The organism is Streptomyces sp. NPDC046122, assembly GCF_056429965.1.
Window position 1 is genome coordinate 118,012 of sequence record NZ_JBWKLQ010000002.1, and the last position, 19,549, is coordinate 137,560.

At 71.3% G+C, this 19,549-nt stretch carries 23 protein-coding genes; 8 read left to right on the top strand and 15 right to left on the bottom strand.

Annotated elements, in window-relative coordinates:
* Positions 1 to 53: 53 nt before the first annotated feature.
* The gene (locus AC07FK_RS05405; protein WP_479102789.1) at positions 54 to 674 is read right to left on the bottom strand and encodes a DUF4232 domain-containing protein; all 621 of its coding nucleotides are present in this window, start codon (positions 672 to 674) and stop codon (positions 54 to 56) included.
* A gap of 157 nt (positions 675 to 831) precedes the next feature.
* Here AC07FK_RS05405 and dapA point away from each other — a divergent pair, with 157 nt between their 5' ends.
* Positions 832 to 1,725, top strand: coding sequence for a 4-hydroxy-tetrahydrodipicolinate synthase (gene dapA, locus AC07FK_RS05410; protein WP_479102791.1), 894 nt, complete (start codon positions 832 to 834; stop codon positions 1,723 to 1,725).
* Between the two features lie 7 nt (positions 1,726 to 1,732).
* On the opposite strand, the gene AC07FK_RS05415 is transcribed toward dapA, so the two are convergent.
* On the bottom strand, positions 1,733 to 1,957 hold the full coding sequence (locus AC07FK_RS05415) for a hypothetical protein (RefSeq protein WP_479103959.1): 225 nt from the start codon (positions 1,955 to 1,957) through the stop codon (positions 1,733 to 1,735).
* 207 nt (positions 1,958 to 2,164) lie between these two features.
* Between AC07FK_RS05415 and AC07FK_RS05420 the strand changes: the two genes are divergently transcribed.
* Both AC07FK_RS05420 and AC07FK_RS05425 read left to right on the top strand, forming a co-directional pair.
* Positions 2,165 to 2,866 (top strand): FadR/GntR family transcriptional regulator, encoded by a 702-nt coding sequence (locus AC07FK_RS05420; protein WP_479102793.1) that lies wholly within the window; start codon positions 2,165 to 2,167, stop codon positions 2,864 to 2,866.
* A 10-nt stretch (positions 2,867 to 2,876) separates the two neighbouring features.
* On the top strand, positions 2,877 to 3,086 hold the full coding sequence (locus tag AC07FK_RS05425) for a DUF4352 domain-containing protein (RefSeq protein ID WP_479103896.1): 210 nt from the start codon (positions 2,877 to 2,879) through the stop codon (positions 3,084 to 3,086).
* 181 nt (positions 3,087 to 3,267) lie between these two features.
* Here AC07FK_RS05425 and dapD read toward each other — a convergent pair whose 3' ends face one another.
* Together dapD and AC07FK_RS05435 are read right to left on the bottom strand one after the other, a co-directional pair.
* Positions 3,268 to 4,257: a 2,3,4,5-tetrahydropyridine-2,6-dicarboxylate N-succinyltransferase gene (gene dapD / locus AC07FK_RS05430; RefSeq protein WP_479102794.1), complete on the bottom strand. Its 990-nt coding sequence runs from the start codon at positions 4,255 to 4,257 to the stop codon at positions 3,268 to 3,270.
* Positions 4,258 to 4,266: 9 nt separating this feature from the next.
* Positions 4,267 to 5,556, bottom strand: a complete 1,290-nt coding sequence (locus tag AC07FK_RS05435) for an MFS transporter (protein WP_479102795.1) — start codon at positions 5,554 to 5,556, stop codon at positions 4,267 to 4,269.
* Between the two features lie 64 nt (positions 5,557 to 5,620).
* On the opposite strand from AC07FK_RS05435, the gene AC07FK_RS05440 reads away from it, so the two are divergent.
* A complete protein-coding gene (locus AC07FK_RS05440; RefSeq protein ID WP_479102796.1) occupies positions 5,621 to 6,490 on the top strand; it encodes a winged helix-turn-helix transcriptional regulator in 870 nt (289 codons plus the stop codon).
* A 171-nt stretch (positions 6,491 to 6,661) separates the two neighbouring features.
* Here the strand turns inward: AC07FK_RS05440 and AC07FK_RS05445 are convergent, their stop codons facing one another.
* On the bottom strand, positions 6,662 to 7,198 hold the full coding sequence (locus tag AC07FK_RS05445; protein WP_479102797.1) for a TetR/AcrR family transcriptional regulator: 537 nt from the start codon (positions 7,196 to 7,198) through the stop codon (positions 6,662 to 6,664).
* A complete protein-coding gene (locus AC07FK_RS05450; RefSeq protein ID WP_479102798.1) occupies positions 7,198 to 7,524 on the bottom strand; it encodes a DMT family transporter in 327 nt (108 codons plus the stop codon). Before AC07FK_RS05450 ends, AC07FK_RS05445 begins: the two co-directional genes overlap by 1 nt.
* Positions 7,525 to 7,744: 220 nt before the next feature.
* Here AC07FK_RS05450 and AC07FK_RS05455 point away from each other — a divergent pair, with 220 nt between their 5' ends.
* Complete coding sequence (locus AC07FK_RS05455; RefSeq protein WP_479102800.1) at positions 7,745 to 8,758, top strand: DUF7847 domain-containing protein; 1,014 nt, start codon at positions 7,745 to 7,747, stop codon at positions 8,756 to 8,758.
* Between the two features lie 87 nt (positions 8,759 to 8,845).
* On the opposite strand, the gene AC07FK_RS05460 is transcribed toward AC07FK_RS05455, so the two are convergent.
* The 8 genes from AC07FK_RS05460 to AC07FK_RS05495 all read right to left on the bottom strand — a co-directional run bounded on the left by AC07FK_RS05460 (position 8,846) and on the right by AC07FK_RS05495 (position 15,405).
* Positions 8,846 to 9,199, bottom strand: a complete 354-nt coding sequence (locus AC07FK_RS05460; protein ID WP_479102801.1) for a metal-sulfur cluster assembly factor — start codon at positions 9,197 to 9,199, stop codon at positions 8,846 to 8,848.
* Positions 9,196 to 9,660 carry a Fe-S cluster assembly sulfur transfer protein SufU gene (gene sufU, locus AC07FK_RS05465; RefSeq protein WP_479102803.1) on the bottom strand — a complete coding sequence of 155 codons (465 nt, stop codon included), beginning with the start codon at positions 9,658 to 9,660 and terminating at the stop codon, positions 9,196 to 9,198. Before sufU ends, AC07FK_RS05460 begins: the two co-directional genes overlap by 4 nt.
* Before the next feature lie 12 nt (positions 9,661 to 9,672).
* A complete protein-coding gene (locus AC07FK_RS05470) occupies positions 9,673 to 10,929 on the bottom strand; it encodes a cysteine desulfurase (RefSeq protein ID WP_479102805.1) in 1,257 nt (418 codons plus the stop codon).
* Positions 10,926 to 11,690 (bottom strand): Fe-S cluster assembly ATPase SufC, encoded by a 765-nt coding sequence (gene sufC / locus AC07FK_RS05475; RefSeq protein ID WP_479102806.1) that lies wholly within the window; start codon positions 11,688 to 11,690, stop codon positions 10,926 to 10,928. Before sufC ends, AC07FK_RS05470 begins: the two co-directional genes overlap by 4 nt.
* Before the next feature lie 7 nt (positions 11,691 to 11,697).
* Positions 11,698 to 12,015, bottom strand: coding sequence for a bifunctional 3-phenylpropionate/cinnamic acid dioxygenase ferredoxin subunit (locus AC07FK_RS05480; protein WP_028813879.1), 318 nt, complete (start codon positions 12,013 to 12,015; stop codon positions 11,698 to 11,700).
* A complete protein-coding gene (gene sufD / locus AC07FK_RS05485) occupies positions 12,015 to 13,193 on the bottom strand; it encodes a Fe-S cluster assembly protein SufD (RefSeq protein ID WP_479102807.1) in 1,179 nt (392 codons plus the stop codon). The genes AC07FK_RS05480 and sufD overlap by 1 nt, the downstream gene beginning before the upstream one ends.
* A 71-nt stretch (positions 13,194 to 13,264) precedes the next feature.
* Entirely contained in the window at positions 13,265 to 14,686 is a 1,422-nt protein-coding gene (sufB, locus tag AC07FK_RS05490) for a Fe-S cluster assembly protein SufB (RefSeq protein WP_479102808.1), read from the bottom strand.
* A complete protein-coding gene (locus AC07FK_RS05495; protein ID WP_479102810.1) occupies positions 14,683 to 15,405 on the bottom strand; it encodes a helix-turn-helix transcriptional regulator in 723 nt (240 codons plus the stop codon). Before AC07FK_RS05495 ends, sufB begins: the two co-directional genes overlap by 4 nt.
* A 271-nt stretch (positions 15,406 to 15,676) precedes the next feature.
* On the opposite strand from AC07FK_RS05495, the gene AC07FK_RS05500 reads away from it, so the two are divergent.
* The 3 genes from AC07FK_RS05500 (at position 15,677) to AC07FK_RS05510 (ending at position 18,433) form a co-directional block, all read left to right on the top strand.
* Positions 15,677 to 16,612: an ABC transporter ATP-binding protein gene (locus tag AC07FK_RS05500; RefSeq protein ID WP_479102812.1), complete on the top strand. Its 936-nt coding sequence runs from the start codon at positions 15,677 to 15,679 to the stop codon at positions 16,610 to 16,612.
* A complete protein-coding gene (locus AC07FK_RS05505) occupies positions 16,609 to 17,376 on the top strand; it encodes an ABC transporter permease (RefSeq protein ID WP_479102813.1) in 768 nt (255 codons plus the stop codon). The genes AC07FK_RS05500 and AC07FK_RS05505 overlap by 4 nt, the downstream gene beginning before the upstream one ends.
* Before the next feature lie 82 nt (positions 17,377 to 17,458).
* The gene (locus AC07FK_RS05510; protein ID WP_479102815.1) at positions 17,459 to 18,433 is read left to right on the top strand and encodes a COX15/CtaA family protein; all 975 of its coding nucleotides are present in this window, start codon (positions 17,459 to 17,461) and stop codon (positions 18,431 to 18,433) included.
* On the opposite strand, the gene AC07FK_RS05515 is transcribed toward AC07FK_RS05510, so the two are convergent.
* On the bottom strand, positions 18,410 to 19,546 hold the full coding sequence (locus AC07FK_RS05515; RefSeq protein WP_479102817.1) for an amidohydrolase family protein: 1,137 nt from the start codon (positions 19,544 to 19,546) through the stop codon (positions 18,410 to 18,412). The genes AC07FK_RS05510 and AC07FK_RS05515 overlap by 24 nt on opposite strands.
* Positions 19,547 to 19,549: the final 3 nt, after the last annotated feature.

A 19,549-nucleotide genomic window follows, 5' to 3' on the forward strand; every position in this document is an offset into this window, starting at 1 on the left:
ACGGGCCGCGGGGCGCGTCGTGCCGACGGGACCCGTTCGCGGTGCGGCCGGGGTCAGTCGCGGGGAGCCGGGCGCCAGGCGGTCAGGGTGAGTTCGTCCACCGTGCGCACATCGCTGCCCTCCAGCGGAAACCTCCGCGCCTTCTCACCGGCGGCCGGGGCGATCTCGAGAGCGGACGCCTGCTGCAGCCGTCCGGTCTTGGGGTTGCTCGTCCAGGAAAGGAGCGACCGCACGCTCTCGCCGGGGGCGAGGACCACCGAGGCGGGGCCCTCGTCCGTGCCCATGTAGGAGGAGCCGCGCCTGACCCAGACGTCGAGCACCTCGCCGTCGGTGCCCAGTGCCTGGACGCTCGGGTAGCCGAACACCTGGTACGGGTCCTTGCCGCAGTTGGTCAGGGTGAGCCCGACGGCCCGGTGACCGAGGGCCGCCTGCACCTCGCCCATGGACACTTCGGGCGCGCCGGCCGAGCAGCCCGCCGGCCGGGGCTCCTCCGGGGGCGAGCCGGAGACCGGCGGGGCGGGGGCGGCCGTGGCGCTCCGCGGCGGAAGCGGCTTCGCCGTCGGCGTGGGCCTCGGTTCGCCCTCGCCGTCGGGTACGAGGAAGTCGCACCCCGACAGTGCCAACACCCCCGCGACCGCCCAGGCCACCGCTCCACCGGCTCCGCGTATGCCCACGTCCCGCTCCCTCACCTGGTCGTCGCGACAAGTGTCCGCCATCGTCGGCGCACAGCGGGACGGGGCGTGCGCACCGCCACACTGTTCAGCACTGCTTGCCGATCGGGCCAAGAAGATCTAAGTGGACCTTCATCGTCCCGGCAGCCGAGACTGCCGTATGACCTCATCCCCCAGAAGCCCGTTCGGCCGCGCCCTGTGCGCGATGATCACTCCCTTCACCCCCGCGGGCGCCCTGGACCTCGACGGCGCCCAGTCGCTCGCCGACCGCCTGGTGTCCGAGGGCGGCTGCGAGGGGCTGGTGCTCAACGGCACCACCGGCGAGTCCCCGACCACCACCGACGCCGAGAAGAGCGCGCTCGTACGGGCCGTCCGCGAGGCGGTGGGTGGCCGGGCGCCGGTCCTGGCGGGCGTCGGCAGTGCCGACACCCGGCATACGGTGGAGCTGGCGCGGGAGGCCGAACGGGCGGGCGCGGACGGCTTGCTGGTGGTCACCCCGTACTACAGCCGGCCGCCGCAGGACGCGGTGGAGGCGCACTTCCTGCGGGTCGCGGACGCGGTCGGCGTCCCGCTGATGCTGTACGACATCCCCGGTCGCACCGGCACCCGCATCGAGGTGGAGACCATGCTGCGCCTCGCCGGCCATCCGCGCATCACCGCCGTCAAGGACTGCGCGTACGACCTGCTGGGCAGCGCCACCGTGATCTCGCGGACGGATCTCGCCTACTACTCGGGGTGCGAGGAGCTGAACCTGCCGCTCTACGCGGTGGGCGGCGCGGGCTGCGTCAGTACGGTCGCCAACTGCGCGCCCCGCGCGATGCGGGCCGTCCTCGACGCGTACGACGCCGGTGACACCCGGGGCGCGGCGCTCGCGCATCAGCGCGCCGTACCCCTGATCACGCTGATGATGGCGTCGGGGCTGCCCGGCACGGTCACGGCTAAGGGACTCCTCGGCGCGCTCGGGCTGCCCTCGGGCCCGGTCCGGGAACCACTGCGGCCCGCCGACGTGACGACGGTCGACGGGCTGCTGCGGGCGCACGAGGCGCTGGGCTGATCCGGGGTCAGCCGGACACGCCGATCCGGCTGAGGATCGCGGTGTGCTCCAGGACGTCCTCCAGCGGATCGTCGATCTGCCCGGTGGAGATCAGCATGACGCGGGGCGCGTTGTGCGAGTCGGTGTGCGTCTCGTCGGCGTACGCCGCCCCGGGGGTGAGCCCCATGGCGATCAGAACCGCACCGCATCCGGTGATCCGTCGGGCCAGTGTCCGTGCCTGTTGCGCCGTCATGCCGCTCCCTCGCCTGATGCGTCGTGCGATGTGCCGACCCGATTGTCCGTCCTGCTTATCCACCCGAACGGCCCCAAGGACACGCGACGTCATCCGTGTGAGTGCGATTTCGCGGCGGCGAGTACGGTGCGCGGGGGGCGTGCGACGCGGCACCATGGCGGCACACGGATCCATCCGCCCCACCGGAATCTGAGAGGTGAGAGCCACATGACCCTCGGCGCTCCTCGCCCCAGCCCCCTGGTCGAGCAGGCGGCCGCGAACCTGCGCGAGCAGATCTCCTGCGGCCACTGGCCGGTCGGCACACGGCTGCCCGGCGAGACGACCCTCGCCAAGACCCTGGGCGTGGGCCGCTCCACGGTCCGCGAGGCGCTGCGCGCCCTGGCGGGGGCGGGCCTGGTGCAGCCCCGGCAGGGCGCGGGCGTCTTCGTCATCGCCAGCCGACCGGAGGAGGACTGGCCGACGCGCCTGCGCCGTGCGCCGGTCACCGACGTGTTCGAGGTCAGGACGCTGCTGGAGGTGCAGGCCGCCCGCCTGGCGGCGGTACGCCGGACCGACGGGGACCTCACCGCGCTCCGCGCCGCCCTGGCAGCGCGGCGGGCGGCGGCCGGAGGCGACGGGGCGGCGTTCGCCGACGCCGACGCCGCCCTGCACGCCGCCGTGGTCGCCGCCGCGCACAACCCCGTGCTCACCGACCTCTTCGCACAGCTCGCACCGGCCCTGCGCCAGGCCCCGGCCACCCCGCCGGACCCCGCCGCCGACGCCGGTCCCAGCGCCCTGATCGACGCCATCGCCGCCGCCGACCCGGACGCGGCGGCCCGGGCCCTCACAGCGGAACTGACCGAAACCCTGACCCGGCTGCGGCGGCCCTCTCCGGAAGGAGCGGGCATGGGATGCGGAGAGGGGCCGTGAGGGCCAGAAACTGTTCGACGCGAAGGACCGCGAGTTCAGCACGGATGCCGGGGCAGCCATTTACCTGGAGGAAAGCGAGTCGTTCCTCAACGAGATCAACCCGGGCAACAAGGTCGAGGGGATCGTCGTGTTCGACGGTCCGAAGGATGTCGATCCCGTGAAGATCGAGCTGCACGACTCCGTGTTCAGCGGCGGCGTGACCGTGAACCTCGAGCGCTGACGGACCGGCGCGCACGGCGGTCCGGAAGAGCACTCACGCACGAGCACACGAGCGCCCTTCCGGGCCGTCCTGAGACGGTGGAAGGGCGCTCCACGATGGCCAACGTCGACAGCTACCGACAGCTCAGCAGCAGGTCAGGACGTTGATCGATAAGGCGGCCGCAGGTCACGGCCGCCGGTGGTCAGTTGTGGCTGTGCAGGATTTCGTTGAGGCCGCCCCAGACCGCGTTGTTCGGACGGGCCTCCACCGTGCCGGTCACCGAGTTGCGGCGGAAGAGGATGTTGCTGGCGCCGGAGAGCTCGCGGGCCTTGACGATCTGGCCGTCGGGCATCGTGACGCGGGTGCCCGCCGTGACGTACAGGCCGGCCTCGACGACGCACTCGTCGCCGAGCGCGATGCCGACGCCCGCCTCCGCGCCGACCAGGCAGCGCTCGCCGATGACGATGCGGACGTTGCCACCGCCGGACAGGGTGCCCATGGTGGACGCGCCGCCGCCGATGTCGGAGCCGTCGCCCACGACCACGCCGGCCGAGATGCGGCCCTCGACCATGGAGGTGCCGAGCGTGCCGGCGTTGAAGTTGACGAAGCCCTCGTGCATCACCGTGGTGCCCTCGGCGAGGTGCGCGCCGAGGCGGACCCGGTCGGCGTCGGCGATACGGACGCCCTTGGGCGTCACGTAGTCCGTCATACGCGGGAACTTGTCGACCGAGGTCACCTGGAGGTGCAGGCCCTCGGCGCGGGCGTTGAGCCGTACCGTCTCCAGCTGGTCGACCGCGACCGGGCCGAGCGAGGTCCAGGCGACGTTGGCGAGCAGGCCGAAGACGCCGTCCAGGTTCTGGCCGTGCGGCTGGACCAGCCGGTGCGAGAGCAGGTGCAGGCGCAGGTACGCGTCGTGGGCGTCCAGCGGCTTGTCGTCGAGGGACGCGATGACCGTACGGACGGCGACGACCTCGACGCCGCGCCGGGCGTCGGCGCCGAGGGCCTTCGGCGCGGAGGCGCCGAGCAGCTCGGCGGCGCGCTCGGCGGTGAGGCGCTCGGTGCCGGCGGGGCCCGGCTCCGCGACGAGCTCGGGGGCGGGGAACCAGGTGTCGAGGACGGTGCCGTCAGCGGCGACGGTGGCGAGGCCGGCGGCGACGGCGCCGGTGGTGCGAGTAGCAGTCGTATCGGTCATGCCCGAACGCTAACCGGCTCCGGCGCGTCGAGGCGAACCGGTCCCGGATGCCGGGCGCCCGAGCTCCCCACCGGCCCCGCCGGCCGCTCCGCCGGGTCCGGTGCCCGGCGGCGTCCCGTCCGCCGCGCGGCCCAGTCGTCCCGCCGCGATCACCGCGCCGCCCGCCGCCAGCGCCAGCGCCGCGCTCAGCGGCCAGAGCAGGCCGGGCGCGGCCTCGTACAGGGCCCCGCCCAGGGGCGGGGCGAGGATGACGCCGCTGACCGAGACACCGGCGTACAGGCTCTGGAAGCGGCCCTGCGCGTGCTCGGGGGCCTGGTCGGCCACGAAGGCGGTCGCCGGGGTCTTGTAGAGGATCTCGCCCGCCGTGAGCAGCAGCATCATCACCACGGCGACGCCGAGGGCCGCCCCCAGTGTCAGCACGCCGTAGCCCACACCGACCAGGACGAGTCCTGCGCCGACGATCGCCAGGGGCGCCCGCCGGCGCAGGACGACGGCCGCCGGGATCTCCAGGCAGAGGATGACCGCGCCGTTGACGGCGATCAGCCAGCCGTACGCGCGGGTGTCCATGCCGTGGTCCCCGAGGAAGACCGGCACGGTGGAGAACAGCTGCCGGTAGACGATGTCCGCGAAGAAGATCGCCACCAGGAGCACGAGCACCTGGGGGCGGGCCCGCAGTTCCCGCCAGACGCCCGGCGCGGCGGGCAGCGGGGAGGCACCTCCGGTCGTCGTCCGCCCGGTCCGGGGCGCGGGAAGGACCGCGGCGGCGTACAGCGCGAACAGGAGCGTGCCGATGCCGTCCGCCACGAAGATCACCGTGTACGAGAACTCCGCGGCGACCAGTGCCCCGAGCGGCGCGCCGACCGTGAAGCCCGCGTTCCCGGCCACCCGCATCACGGCGAAGCCCTGACGCCGCGATCCGTCGGGTACGGAGACGGCGATGAGCGCGGAATTCGTGGCGCGCACCGCCCCCAGGGCGTACTGGGCGAGCGGCAGGGCGCCGTACAGCACGGCGTCCGGCAGGGAGGGCAGCGCCACCAGCCCGGCGCCCCCGACCACGGAGGCGGTCAGCAGGGTGCGCCGGTGGCCGAAGCGGTCGCCGAACCAGCCGCCGGTGAAGTTCCCCGCGACGAGGCCGACGCCCCCGATGCCGCTGAGGACGCCCGCCTGCGGGACCGCCAGGCCGCGTTCGTCGGTCAGGTAGACGAAGAGGTAGATGAAGGTGAAGGCGACGGCGCTGTTGAAGAAGATGCCGAACGCCAGGTGCCACACGGCCTTCGGCACATCCCGGAGTGGCCCCAATCTGCCCGCCCCCTGCGTTCCGCGTCAGTTTCTTTTAGGAACGGACTATGCCAGCATGAGCGCCATGGCACAACGCACCAGCCTCGGCGACGCCGACTGCGCCATCGCCCAGGCCCTCGACGTCGTGGGCGACTGGTGGACGCTGCTGATCGTGCGCGACGCGGCCCGCGGCGTGCACCGCTTCGACGCACTCCAGGCGGAGACCGGCATGTCCCGCAAGGTGCTCGCCGAGCGGCTTCGGTTGCTCGTGGACGCGGACGTGCTGACCCGCGAGCCGTACCAGGACCGGCCCGTCCGGTACGAGTACCGCCTCACCCGGCGCGGCCGCGCGCTCCTGCCCGTGCTGATCGCGCTCCAGGACTGGGGCGACGCCTGGCTGCTCGGCGACGGGGAGACGACCGCGACGGCGGAGCCGGCGTCGCGGGAGGCCGAGCGCGTGCACCGGCTCGCCGGCACCCGGCTGCCGCAGCTGTGGCTCCCCGACCTGGACGGCGAGCCGCGCGACCCCGTCGCGGACACTCCGTACACCGTCCTGTACTGCTTCCCGGGCGCGTACGCCCGCCCCGAGGCGTATCCGCCCGGCTGGGCCGAGATCCCCGGCGCGCGGGGCTGCACGCTCGAATCCTGCACGTACCGCGACCGGTCGGCCGAGTTCGCCGCCGCGGGCGCGACCGTGCACGGCGTGTCCGCCCAGCGCCCGGACGAACAGCGGGCGTTCGCGGACGCGGAGCGGCTGGACTTCCCGCTCCTGTCGGACGCGGACCTCGCACTGGCGGCCGCCCTGCGCCTTCCGACGTTCCGGGCGGCGGGCGTCAGCCGGCTGAAACGGCTGACGCTGGTGGTGGAGCGCGACCGTACGATCCGTCAGGTCCACTACCCGGTCACGGACATCACGGCGAGCGTCGAGTCGGCGCTGGCCGGCCTCGGCTCCTGACGCCGGCCGCGTCACGCGGACCGGGGTGCGGCGGGGGGCCGAGTGCCTGACACGGGCCGGGGCATGACGGCGTGCGTGAGCAGGGAGTGCGCAGGACGCGGGCCGGGGCGTGAGTGCGCGTGCGGGAGCAGGGGGTGCGTGCGTGACGCGGGATCAGCCCAGCGGCGCCCGTCAGCCGACGAGGCGCGCCAGCATCTCGCGCGCGTACGCCTCGTCGTACCGCGCGCCCGTCAGCAGCACCTGGAGGCAGATGCCGTCCATCAGCGCGACCAGCGCCCGCGCGGTGACCGGGTCGGTGCGCCGCGCCAGCCGCTCGGCCAGGCCCGCGCACCACTCGGCGGCGACCGGGCGCAGGGCCGGCCTGCGCAGCGCGGCGAGGTAGAGCTCGTACTCCAGCTCCACCCCGGCGGGGTCGCCCGACAGCCACTCCCCGAGCAACCGGGCCAGCTCGTCGGCGAGACCGGTCCGCGGGTCCTCGAAGGCGCCGCGCGTGCTCACCGCCTTCGCGAAGCCCTCGCTCGCCTGCCGCAGCGCGGCGACCATGAGTTCGTCGAGCGTGGCGAAGTGGTACGTCGTCGAACCGAGCGGCACGTCCGCCTCGGCCGCGACGGACCGGTGGCTCAGCCCGGCGATGCCCTGGCTCCCCACGACGCGTATCGCGGCGTCGATGATGCGCTGCCTGCGCTCGGGGTCGTAACGGCGGGCCATCAGTGCGCGCCGCCGAGGTTGAGCAGGACGACGCCGGCGATGACCAGGCCGATCCCCGCCAGCTTGACCGCGTTCGCCGACTCACCGAGGAAGAACATCCCGATAGCGGCCACCGCCGCCGTCCCGACACCGGCCCAGATCGCGTACGCGGTCCCGACCGACATGGACTTGAGGGTCTGGGCGAGCAGGGTGAAGGCGAGCAGATAACCGGCGGCCGTTCCGAGCGAGGGCCACAGCCTGGTGAATCCGTCGCTGTACTTCATGGCCGTCGTGCCGGCCACCTCCGCCGCGATGGCGGCGGCGAGCAGTACGTAGGGCGTGGGCATGCGTACGACTGTACACATCGTTGTGTACGGGCGTACGCATCCTTGTGCCCCTTATCCCGTTCCGCCCGGCGACAGCCACCGGATACGGTGTAGCGCCCGGTCAGGGCCTGAACCCAACGGAGTGAAAGTGGCGCACGATTCGGGCTGGAACGGCCCCCACGGCGGCGGCCCCCACGCAGGCCCCCCTCACCCCCCGCCGCCCGGCTGGGGCGGCGGCTGGATGCCGCCCCCTCCCCCGCCGAAGCCCGGGGTGATCCCGCTGGCGCCGCTCGCGCTCGGGGACGTCATCAGCGGATCCATGAGCACGGTGGGCCGGTACTGGAAGCAGCTGTTCGGCATAGCCGTGCTGACGTACGGCGGCGCGCTCCTGGTGACGCTGGCGGCCCTGCTGGTCGCCTACTCCGCGACGAGCGACACCCTGCGCAAGGTGGTCGACGTGGACGAGTACGACGACTCGTTCGGCTCCGACGTCGCGGTGCCCCTGATCGTCGCGTTCGCCCTCGTGTGCCTCGTCGCCGTCCTGGCGCTGACGCTCGCCAACGCGGTGATCATGGCCGCCTGCCCCGCCGTCCTCCAGGACGCGGTGCTCGGCCGCCGTACGACGCTCGCCGCGGTGTGGCGGCGCGCCTGGAGCCGGGTGCCCGCGGTGATCGGCGCGATGCTGCTGCCCTGGCTCGTCGCGGCGTTCATCATGGGCGTCTTCCTGGCCAGTTACATCCTGATGATCGTGTCGTTCGTCTCGGACGACCTGCCCGTTGGCTGGGCCGTCCTCGGCTTCGTCCTGATGCTGGCGTGCTTTCCCGTGGCCGTCTGGGTGTGGGTGACGTTCAGCCTGGCCCCGGCCGCCGTCGTCTTCGAGTCGCAGCGGCCCGTCGCCGCGCTGCGCCGCTCGGCCCAACTGGTGAAGGGCTCCTGGTGGCGGATCTTCGGCATCAGCATGCTGGCGTGGCTCATCGCCATGGTCGCGGGATACATCGTGCAGTTCCCGCTCACGATCATCGGCATGATGACGAGCATGCCCGGCATGGCGGGCGCGGGCGCGGAGCCGAGCGTCGGCGAGACGCTCACCGCGATGGCCGGCTACCTGCTGTTCATCATGCTGGGCAGCATCATCAGCCAGATCATCGCCACCACCTACCCCCAGGTGGTGACCGGCCTGCTCTACGTCGACCAGCGCATCCGCAAGGAGAACCTGGCCCCGGCCCTGGCCGAGGCGGCGGCGGCCCCGCACTGACGTCCGGCATGCGAGAGGCCCCCGGCGCACTGCCGGGGGCCTCTCGCATGCCGTGCGCGACGTACGTCCCGTACGTCGCGGGGTGTCTCAGACGTTGAAGCCCAGCGCGCGCAGCTGCTCGCGGCCGTCGTCCGTGATCTTGTCCGGGCCCCACGGCGGCATCCAGACCCAGTTGATCTTCAGCTCGTTGACGATGCCCTCGGTCGCCGACTTCGCCTGGTCCTCGATGACGTCGGTCAGCGGGCAGGCCGCGGACGTCAGCGTCATGTCGAGGGTGGCGATGTTCGAGTCGTCGATGTGGATGCCGTAGATCAAACCGAGGTTGACCACGTCGATGCCCAGCTCCGGGTCGACCACGTCGTACAGGGCCTCGCGGACCTCCTCCTCGGAGGCCGGCTTGGTCGTGACGCCCTCGGTGGGGGTCGCAGCGTTCTCGCTCATGCGGTCTTCCTCTCGGCGCCGTCGCCCAGTGCCTGGGACGTCGCGTCCTTCCATGCCATCCAGCTCAGCAGAGCGCACTTCACCCGAGCCGGGTACTTCGAGACACCGGCGAACGCGACCGCGTCCTCCAGCACCTCCTCCATCGCGTCGTCCGGCTCGATCTGGCCCTTGGACTGCATCAGCTCCAGGAACGTCGCCTGGATCTTCTGCGCCTCGGTCAGTTCCTTGCCGACCAGCAGGTCGTTCAGCACGGAGGCGCTGGCCTGGCTGATGGAACAGCCCTGGCCCTCGTACGAGACGTCCGCGACGGTCTCGCCGTCGTACTTCACGCGAAGCGTGATCTCGTCGCCGCACGTCGGGTTGACGTGGTGCACCTCGGCGTCGCCGTCCCGCAAGCCCCGCCCGTGCGGGTGCTTGTAGTGATCCAGGATGACTTCCTGGTACATCGAATCAAGCTTCACGATCCCCAGCCCTTAACCGAAGAAGTTCCGGACGTGCTCCAGGCCCTCGACCAGGGCGTCGACCTCGGCCGGCGTGGAGTACAGATAGAACGACGCTCGCGTGGTCGCAGGAATTCCGTACCGCAGGCAGACGGGCCGCGCGCAGTGGTGTCCGACCCGGACCGCGATGCCCAGCTCGTCGAGGACCTGGCCCACGTCGTGCGGGTGGATGTCGCCGAGCGTGAACGAGATGGTCGCGCCGCGGTCCTCGGCCGTCGTCGGGCCGATGATCCGCAGGCCCTCGACCTCCGAGAGGCGCTTGATCGCGTACTCGGTGATCGCGTGCTCGTGCGCGGCGATCTTGTCCATGCCGATCGCGGTGAGGTAGTCCACGGCCGCGCCGAGGCCGACGGCCTGGGCGATCGGGGGCGTACCCGCCTCGAACTTGTGCGGCGCGGGAGCGTACGTCGACGAGCTCATCGACACGGTCTCGATCATCTCGCCGCCGCCGAGGAACGGCGGAAGGTCCTCCAGCAGCTCCTGGCGTCCCCACAGCACGCCGATGCCGGTCGGGCCGACCATCTTGTGTCCCGTGAAGGCCACGAAGTCGGCCTGCAGCGCCTGTACGTCGAGCACCATGTGCGGCGCCGCCTGCGAGGCGTCGATGCACACCAGCGCGCCGACCTCCTGCGCCCGGCGGATGATCGTGTCGACCGGGTTGACCGTGCCCATGATGTTCGAGACCAGCGTGAAGGAGACGATCTTCGTCTTCTCGGTGATGATCTCGTCGATGTCCGACAGGTCGAGACGGCCGTCGTCGGTGATGCCGAACCACTTCAGCTTCGCGCCCGTGCGCTGCGAGAGCAGCTGCCACGGCACGATGTTGGAGTGGTGCTCCATCTCCGTGATGACGATCTCGGTCTCGGCGTCCACGCGGTAGGGCTCGTCGGCCCAGCCCAGCATGTTCGCCACGAGGTTGAGCGACTCCGAGGCGTTCTTCGTGAAGATGACCTCGTCGCGGCTCGGCGCGTTGATGAAGGCGGCGACCTTGTCGCGGGCGCCCTCGTACAGCGCCGTGGCCTCCTCGGCGAGCACGTGCACGCCGCGGTGGACGTTGGCGTTGCTCTGCTCGTAGTACGCGTTGATCGCGTCGAGGACCTGGCGCGGCTTCTGCGAAGTCGCCGCGTTGTCCAGGTAAACGATCTTCTTGCCGTCGTGGATCGTGCGATCCAGGATCGGGAAGTCCTTGCGGATCGCCTCGGTGTCGAGAAGGCCCGGCAGCTGTGTCACGCGCCTACGCCACCCTTCGTGTACTCCTCGTAGCCCTCGGCCTCGAGCTTGTCGGCGAGCTCCGGGCCGCCGGACGCCACGATCCTGCCCTTGGCGAAGACGTGCACGAAGTCCGGCTTGATGTAGCGCAGGATGCGCGTGTAGTGCGTGATCAGCAGCGTGCCGACCTCGCCGCTCGCGTGGACGCGGTTGACGCCCTCGGAGACCTGACGCAGGGCGTCGACGTCGAGGCCGGAGTCGGTCTCGTCGAGGATCGCGATCTTCGGCTTGAGGAGCTCCAGCTGGAGGATCTCGTGGCGCTTCTTCTCGCCGCCGGAGAAGCCCTCGTTGACGTTGCGCTCGGCGAAGGCCGGGTCCATCTGGAGGGTCTCCATAGCCGTCTTGACCTCCTTCACCCAGGTGCGCAGCTTGGGGGCCTCGCCGCGGATCGCCGTAGCCGACGTACGCAGGAAGTTGGAGACCGAGACGCCGGGAACCTCGACCGGGTACTGCATGGCGAGGAACATGCCGGCGCGGGCGCGCTCGTCGACGGACATCTCCAGGACGTCCTCGCCGTCGAGGGTGACGGTGCCGCTGGTGATCGTGTACTTGGGGTGACCGGCGATGGAGTACGCGAGGGTGGACTTGCCGGAGCCGTTGGGGCCCATGATGGCGTGGGTCTCGCCCTGCTTCACGGTCAGGTCGACGCCCTTGAGGATCTCCTTGGTGGAGTTGTCGGCCTCGACGGAAACGTGCAGGTCGCGGATTTCAAGCGTTGCCATGGGTGTCTCAGGACTCCTGGGTGACGGAGACGAGCACATCGTCCCCTTCGATCTTGACGGGGTATACGGGGACGGGGCGCGTCGCGGGAAGGCCGGAGGGCTTGCCGGTGCGGAGGTCGAAGCTCGAGCCGTGCAGCCAGCACTCGATCATGCAGTCCTCCACCTCGCCCTCCGAGAGGGAGACGTTCGCGTGCGAGCAGATGTCGTTGATCGCGTACACCTCGCCCTCGGTACGGACGACGGACACCGGTGTGCCGTCGAGCTCCACCCTTTTCGGGGTGTCGTCCTCCAGCTCACTCAGCGCACAGGCTTTGACGAAGGCCATCAGACGGACGCCTCCAGCTCCGCGTCGATCTTGGCGAGGAGGCGTTCCTCGACGTCGGGCAGACCGATCTGCTGGACGAGCTCCGCGAAGAAGCCGCGGACGACCAGACGGCGGGCCTCTTCGGCCCGGATGCCGCGCGACATGAGGTAGAAGAGCTGCTCGTCGTCGAAACGGCCGGTGGCCGAGGCGTGGCCGGCGCCGGCGATCTCGCCGGTCTCGATCTCCAGGTTCGGCACCGAGTCGACGCGCGCACCGTCCGTGAGGACGAGGTTGCGGTTCATCTCGTACGTGTCCGTGCCCTCGGCGGCGGCCTGGATCAGCACGTCGCCGATCCACACGGCGTGCGCGCCTTCGCCCTGGAGCGCGCCCTTGTAGGCGACGTTCGACTTGCAGTGCGGGGTGTTGTGGTTGACCAGGAGGCGGTGCTCCTGGTGCTGGCCCGCGTCGGTGAAGTACAGGCCGAAGAGCTCGGCCTCGCCGCCGGGGCCGTCGTACCGCACCTGCGGGTTGAGGCGTACGAGGTCACCGCCGAAGGTCACCACGACCGACTTGAACGAGGCGTCGCGGCCGATCCGCGCGTTGTGCTGGGAGACGTGCACGGCGGTGTCGTCCCAGTCCTGCACGGACACGACGGTCAGCTTCGCGCCGTCGCCGACGACGAAGTCGACGTTGGCGGCGAGCACGGCATCACCGGTGTGGTCGATGACGACGACAGCCTCGGCGAAGGCGCCCAGCTCCACGACCTGGTGGCCGTAGGCCGTGCCGCCCTCGCCGTGGACGGCGATGCGGATGGGCTCCGTGAGCACGGCTTCCTTGGGCACCGAGACGACCGAGGCCTTCTCGAAGGAGCTGTACGCCTGGGCCGCGACACGGTCCACCGGGGTGCCGGCCGTTCCGAGCCGCGCGTCGCCGCGGTCCACCGTCTCGACGGTGACGCCCTCGGGGGCGCTCACCTCGACGGTGAGTACGCCGCCGGCCTCGGCGGTGCCGTCGTGCAGCCCGCGCAGGCGCTCCAGCGGCGTGAAGCGCCACTCCTCCTCGCGGCCGTGCGGCACGGGGAAGTCCGCCACGTCGAAGGACGGCGGGGCGCTCATGCGCGTGGCGACGGTGGACTCGGCGGCCACCGCGATCGTGCCGGCGGTGGTGGAACCCACCGGGATGTTCTGAGCCTCAGCCATGGCTGTCGTAGTGCTCTCTCTCTGGGTCGAAAGTCAGTCGCTGCAGTCAGTCACTGCGGGGGTACGGGGCCTCAGCCGACCGAACCCTCCATCTGCAGCTCGATCAGCCGGTTGAGCTCCAGTGCGTACTCCATGGGCAGCTCCTTGGCGATCGGCTCGACGAAGCCGCGCACGATCATCGCCATGGCCTCGAACTCGGTCATGCCGCGGCTCATCAGGTAGAAGAGCTGGTCCTCGGAGACCTTGGAGACGGTCGCCTCGTGGCCCATGGAGACGTCGTCCTCGCGCACGTCCACGTACGGGTACGTGTCCGAGCGGGAGATCGTGTCGACGAGCAGCGCGTCGCACAGCACGTTGGACTTCGAGCCCGGTGCGCCCTCGCCGATCTCGACGAGACCGCGGTAGGAGGTGCGGCCGCCGCCTCGCGCCACCGACTTGGAGACGATGTTGGAGGAGGTGTTCGGCGCCATGTGGACCATCTTGGAGCCGGCGTCCTGGTGCTGGCCCTCGCCCGCGAAGGCGATCGACAGGGTCTCGCCCTTGGCGTGCTCGCCCATCAGGTAGACGGCCGGGTACTTCATCGTCACCTTGGAGCCGATGTTGCCGTCGACCCACTCCATGGTCGCGCCCTCGTACGCCACGGCGCGCTTGGTGACCAGGTTGTAGACGTTGTTCGACCAGTTCTGGATGGTCGTGTAGCGGCAGCGGCCGCCCTTCTTCACGATGATCTCCACGACGGCGCTGTGCAGCGAGTCGGAGGAGTAGATCGGCGCGGTGCAGCCCTCGACGTAGTGGACGTACGCGTCCTCGTCGACGATGATCAGCGTCCGCTCGAACTGGCCCATGTTCTCCGTGTTGATGCGGAAGTAGGCCTGGAGCGGGATGTCGACGTGCACGCCCTTGGGGACGTAGATGAACGAGCCGCCGGACCACACGGCCGAGTTCAGCGAGGCGAACTTGTTGTCGCCGACCGGGATGACCGTGCCGAAGTACTCCTGGAAGAGCTCCGGGTGCTCCTTCAGCGCCGTGTCCGTGTCGAGGAAGATGACGCCCTGCTCCTCCAGGTCCTCACGGATCTGGTGGTAGACGACCTCGGACTCGTACTGGGCCGCGACACCGGCCACCAGGCGCTGCTTCTCCGCCTCGGGGATGCCGAGCTTGTCGTACGTGTTCTTGATGTCCTCCGGCAGGTCCTCCCAGGACTCGGCCTGCTTCTCAGTGGACCGGACGAAGTACTTGATGTTGTCGAAGTCGATGCCCGACAGGTCGGAGCCCCAGTTCGGCATGGGCTTCTTGCCGAAGAGCTTGAGGCCCTTGAGCCGCAGCTTCAGCATCCACTCCGGCTCGTTCTTCTTCGCCGAGATGTCGCGTACGACGTCCTCGGAAAGGCCGCGCTTGGCCGTGGCGCCTGCCGCGTCGGAGTCGGCCCAGCCGAATTCGTACGTACCCAGGCCCTCGAGTTCGGGGTGGGCAGTCTCCGTGGGGAGAGTCATGCGGGGTTCCTCCCGGCCGTACTTGCAGATGCTGAATGGGAAATCTTGGGGATGTACGTCGTGCATACGCCGTCGCCGTGGGCGATGGTCGCCAGCCGCTGCACATGCGTTCCGAGCAGCTCGGAGAAGAACTCGGTCTCCGCCTCGCACAGCTGCGGGTACTGCTCGGCGACGTGGGCGACCGGGCAGTGGTGCTGGCAGAGCTGCTCTCCGACCGGTGCGTTACGCGCCGTAGCAGCGTACCCGTCGACCGACAAAGCCCTGGCGAGCGCTTCCGTCCGGTCCTCGGGGGCGGCGGCCTCGACCGCCTCGCGGTAGGCCCCGGACTGGGCGGCGAACCGTGCCCGGGCGAACGCGGCGACCGCCGCCTCGCCCTTCTCGCCGCCGCCGGCCGCCTGGGAGATCCAGTGCAGGGCGTCGGCCGCGAGCTTGTCGTAGGACTGGTCGAAGGCGTCCCGGCCGCAGTCGGTGAGCGCGAAGACCTTGGCGGGCCTGCCCCGGGTCCTGGTGCCGTACACGCGCTGCTCGCGGGGCTCGACGACGTTCTCGGCGACGAGCGAATCGAGGTGGCGGCGGACGGCGGCCTGGGTGAGCCCCAGTCGTTTCGCGAGATCGGCGGCGGTGGACGGGCCGTGGTCCAGGACGGACCGCGCGATCCGGTTGCGCGTCGAGCGCTCACCGGTCGCGAGCTCCTCCTGGGGAGGCTCGGTCGAACTCACACCGTATTTCACAACGCCATTGTTGCGTAATTCCCGAGAGCGTGACAACCCGCGTCCTGATCAAGCTCCGGTGTACTGCATCACTTAGGTAAACCTAATCTGACCTGCGGAAACGATCAGTACGGTCCGCGCCGCCCCGGGCCGCCGCCCTGCGGACCACTCAGGAATATAACGGGCCTTCCGGTCACTCTGACGAGGTTGACCAGGGCCTTTCCGGTCTTGACCGGAGCCCCCGGACCCCCGTCCCGGCACCCTCTCTAGACTTCCTGGCATGAGAAGCGAGACCGCCGAGGTCGCCGTCCAGGTCTCAGGACTGGTCAAGCGGTACGGATCCAAGACCGCCGTCGACGGCCTCGATCTGGAGGTCCGCCCGGGCGCGGTCACCGCCGTCCTCGGCCCCAACGGAGCCGGCAAGACCACCATGATCGAGACGTGCGAGGGCTACCGCAGGCCGGACGCCGGGTCCGTGCGCGTCCTCGGCCTCGACCCGGTCGCCGACGCGGCCGAGCTGCGCCCCCGGATCGGCGTCATGCTCCAGTCGGGCGGCGTCTACTCGGGGGCCCGGGCCGGCGAGATGCTGCGTCATGTGGCGAAGCTGCACGCCCGCCCCCTGGACGTCGACGCGCTGATCGAGCGCCTCGGCCTCGGCGGCTGCGGCCGTACGGCGTACCGGCGGCTCTCCGGCGGGCAGCAGCAGCGGCTCGCGCTGGCGATGGCCGTGGTGGGCCGCCCCGAGCTGGTCTTCCTCGACGAGCCGACGGCGGGTCTGGACCCGCAGGCCCGCCGGTCCACCTGGGACCTGGTCCGCGAGCTGCGGTCGGACGGCGTCACCGTCGTCCTGACCACCCACTTCATGGACGAGGCCGAGCAGCTCGCGGACGACGTCGCCATCATCGACGGCGGCCGGGTGATCGCCCAGGGCAGCCCCGAGGAGCTGTGCCGCGGCGGAGCCGAGAACACCCTGCGCTTCACCGGCCGCCCCGGCCTCGACGTGGCCTCCCTGCTCAAGGCCCTGCCCGTGGACACCCTGGCGGCCGAGCTGACGCCGGGGACGTACCGGATCACCGGCAAGGTCGACCCCCAGTTGCTGGCCACCGTGACCTCCTGGTGCGCACAGCACGGCGTGATGCCGGACGGCATCTCCGTCGAGCGGCATTCCCTGGAGGACGTCTTCCTCGAGCTGACCGGTAAGGACCTCCGTTCATGAGCATCGGCACGTACACGCCCCGGCCGGGAGCGGCCCCCGTCCCCCGGATGATCGCGGCGCAGACCGCCTTCGAGACGAAGATGCTGCTGCGCAACGGCGAGCAGCTGCTGCTCACGGTGATCATTCCGGCGCTGCTGCTGGTGCTGTTCTCGTCGGTCGACATCATCGACACCGGTTCCGGCCCGGCGGTCGACTTCCTGGCCCCGGGCGTCCTGGCGCTGGCCGTGATGTCCACCGCCTTCACCGGGCAGGCCATCGCGACCGGCTTCGAGCGCCGTTACGGCGTCCTGAAGCTGCTCGGCACCTCTCCGCTGCCCCGCTGGGCGCTGATGACGGCGAAGACCTTTTCCGTACTCGTCACCGAGATGCTCCAGGTCGTCCTGCTGACGCTGATCGCGTTCGGCCTCGGCTGGTCCCCGCACGGCAGCCCGTTCGCCGTACTCCTTCTCCTCGTCCTCGGTACGGCGGCCTTCTCCGGTCTCGGCCTGCTGATGGCCGGCACGCTCAAGGCGGAGGCGACGCTCGCCGCCGCCAATCTCGTCTTCCTGCTGCTGCTGGTGGGCGGCGGGGTGATCGTGCCGCTCGACAAGTTCCCGGACGCGGTCCAGTCGGTCCTCGGGCTGCTGCCGATCTCGGCCCTGTCGGACGGCCTGCGCGACGTGCTCCAGCACGGCGCGGCCGTCCCGTGGGGCGCGGCCGGGATCCTCACGGCGTGGGCGGTCCTGGGGCTCGGCGCGGCGGCCCGCTTCTTCCGCTGGGAGTGAGACGCGCGGGTTCGCCGCGCGGAGAGTGAGATACGCCCCGATTGGCACCCCTCGTGAATTCCCGCACAAGCCCCGTCCTACGATGGTTCCCGTGTTGACCCCCCTCGCCCTCATCGCGCGGCGCTGGACGCCCACCCCCCGTACGCTCCGGCGCGCCGCGCTCTCCGCCGTCGTGATGAGCGTCCTCATCGTCGTCACCGGCGGCGCCGTCCGGCTGACCGGTTCCGGCCTCGGCTGCGACACCTGGCCCAAGTGCACCGACGACAGCCTCTTCGCGACGCCCGAACAGGGCATCCACGGCGCGATCGAGTTCGGCAACCGCCTGCTGACGTACGTCCTGTCGGCCGCCGTCGGCTGGGCGATCATCGCGGCCCGGTCCACGAAACCGTGGCGGCGTGGTCTCACGCGCCTGGGCTGGCTCCAGTTCTGGATCGTGATGGGCAACGCCGTCGTCGGCGGCCTCACGGTCTGGGCGGGCCTGAACCCCTGGAGCGTCGCCGGGCACTTCCTGCTCGCCAACGCCCTGCTCACCGTCGCCGTGATCACCTGGCAGCGCACCCGCGAGGGCGACACCGCCCCCCGCCCGCGCGTCCCGCGCCCCGTCCGAAAGCTCTCCTGGGCGCTGCTCGTCACCTCCGGGCTGCTGATCGCCCTGGGCACGACGGTGACCGGCTCGGGCAAGCACGCCGGTGACAGCAGCGACGTGCCGCGCATGCCGTGGGACTGGGCCGACGCCGCCCACCTGCACGCCGCGGCCGCCTGGGTGGTCTGCGCGCTGGCCGTCGCGATGTGGCTGGTGCTGCGCGTGGTCGACGCTCCCGACGACACCCGGGCGCGCGCCCGCGACCTGCTGGTCGTCCTCCTCGCGCAGGGAGCCATCGGTTACGTGCAGTTCTTCACCGAGGTGCCCGAGCTTCTGGTCGGCGCGCACATGCTCGGGTCCTCGCTGATGTGGATCGCGGTGCTGCGCCTGGCGCTGAGCCTGCGCGAGCGTCCGCTGGAAGCCCCGGCCCCGGTCCCAGTCCAGGCCGGTTCAGCGGTGTCCGCCGCGGTCTGAGGGGTCCTCGGCCAGTCCGTAGACGCGGCGGGCGTTGCCCGCCGCGATCATGGCGGCGACCCGTTCGGCGTCCACCCGCGACCACGCGCCGTCGCCGACCCACTCGCCGAGCACCCTGCCGAGCGCCTCGCGGAACAGCCGGGCGCCCACCACGTGCAGCTCGGGCAGGCCGCGCGCGCCGCTGGAGAAGAGCAGCTTGCCGAAGGGCGCGAGCTCCAGGATCTCCGCGAGTACGGCCGCAGCCCGCGCCCCCGTGTGCACGAGGGCGGGCCCGAGGTCGGCGTACACGTGCGGGAAGACGCTCGCCAGATGTGCGGCGTGCCGGTGGTACGGATAGCCGTGCAGCAGCACCACGTTCGTGCCGAGGCCCGCGGTCGCCGCCGCGAAGTCGGTGAGCAGCACCGGGTCGGTACGGTCGATCCGCAGGCCGGGGCCCGCCGCCCCCGCCTGGAGCTGGAGCGGCAGCCCGGAGGCGACGGCGACCCACAGCAGGTGCCGCAGCACCACGGGATCGGTGAGCGCGGCGCCGGCCCGGCGCCCGGCCAGCCAGCGCCCCACCGCGCCGCGTACCTCGCCGGGCCCCGGCGGGTGCGGCGCGAGGGCGAGTCCGTGCCGTACGCCCGCCACCGAGGTGAAGGCGACCGCTGAGCCCGCCGAACCGTGCACGGCCTCGGCGAGGTTGGCGAGGAAGCCGTCGACGGTGCCGGAGGTGTCCGCGACCTGCTCGGCGAGGAGTTCCAGGCGCACGATCTCCCGGGCCTGGGCGTCGCCCGCGGCGGCGATCTCGACGGGCCCGGTGAGATCGCCCGGCAGCCCGGTGTCCACCAGGTAGGTGGAGATCCCGCTGCCCCGCAGCAGCCTCCTGCCGGTCTCCAGCACACCCAGTTCCCTGCGGCGCGCCAGATAGCGCGCGGGCGGGCAGTGCGGTTCGAGGCCGAGCAGCGGCGGACACCAGCGGCGTACCGCGAAGCCCGTCTGGGTGTCGAAGAACGTGGTGCCCGGCGCGGGTGGCGCGGGGGTCCTGCCGAGGTAGGTCTCGAAGGTGCCGAGGCCCAGCTCCGTACGGAGCACTCCGTGGCAGTACTGGTCCACCAGGGAAGGCGTTTCGATCATCCG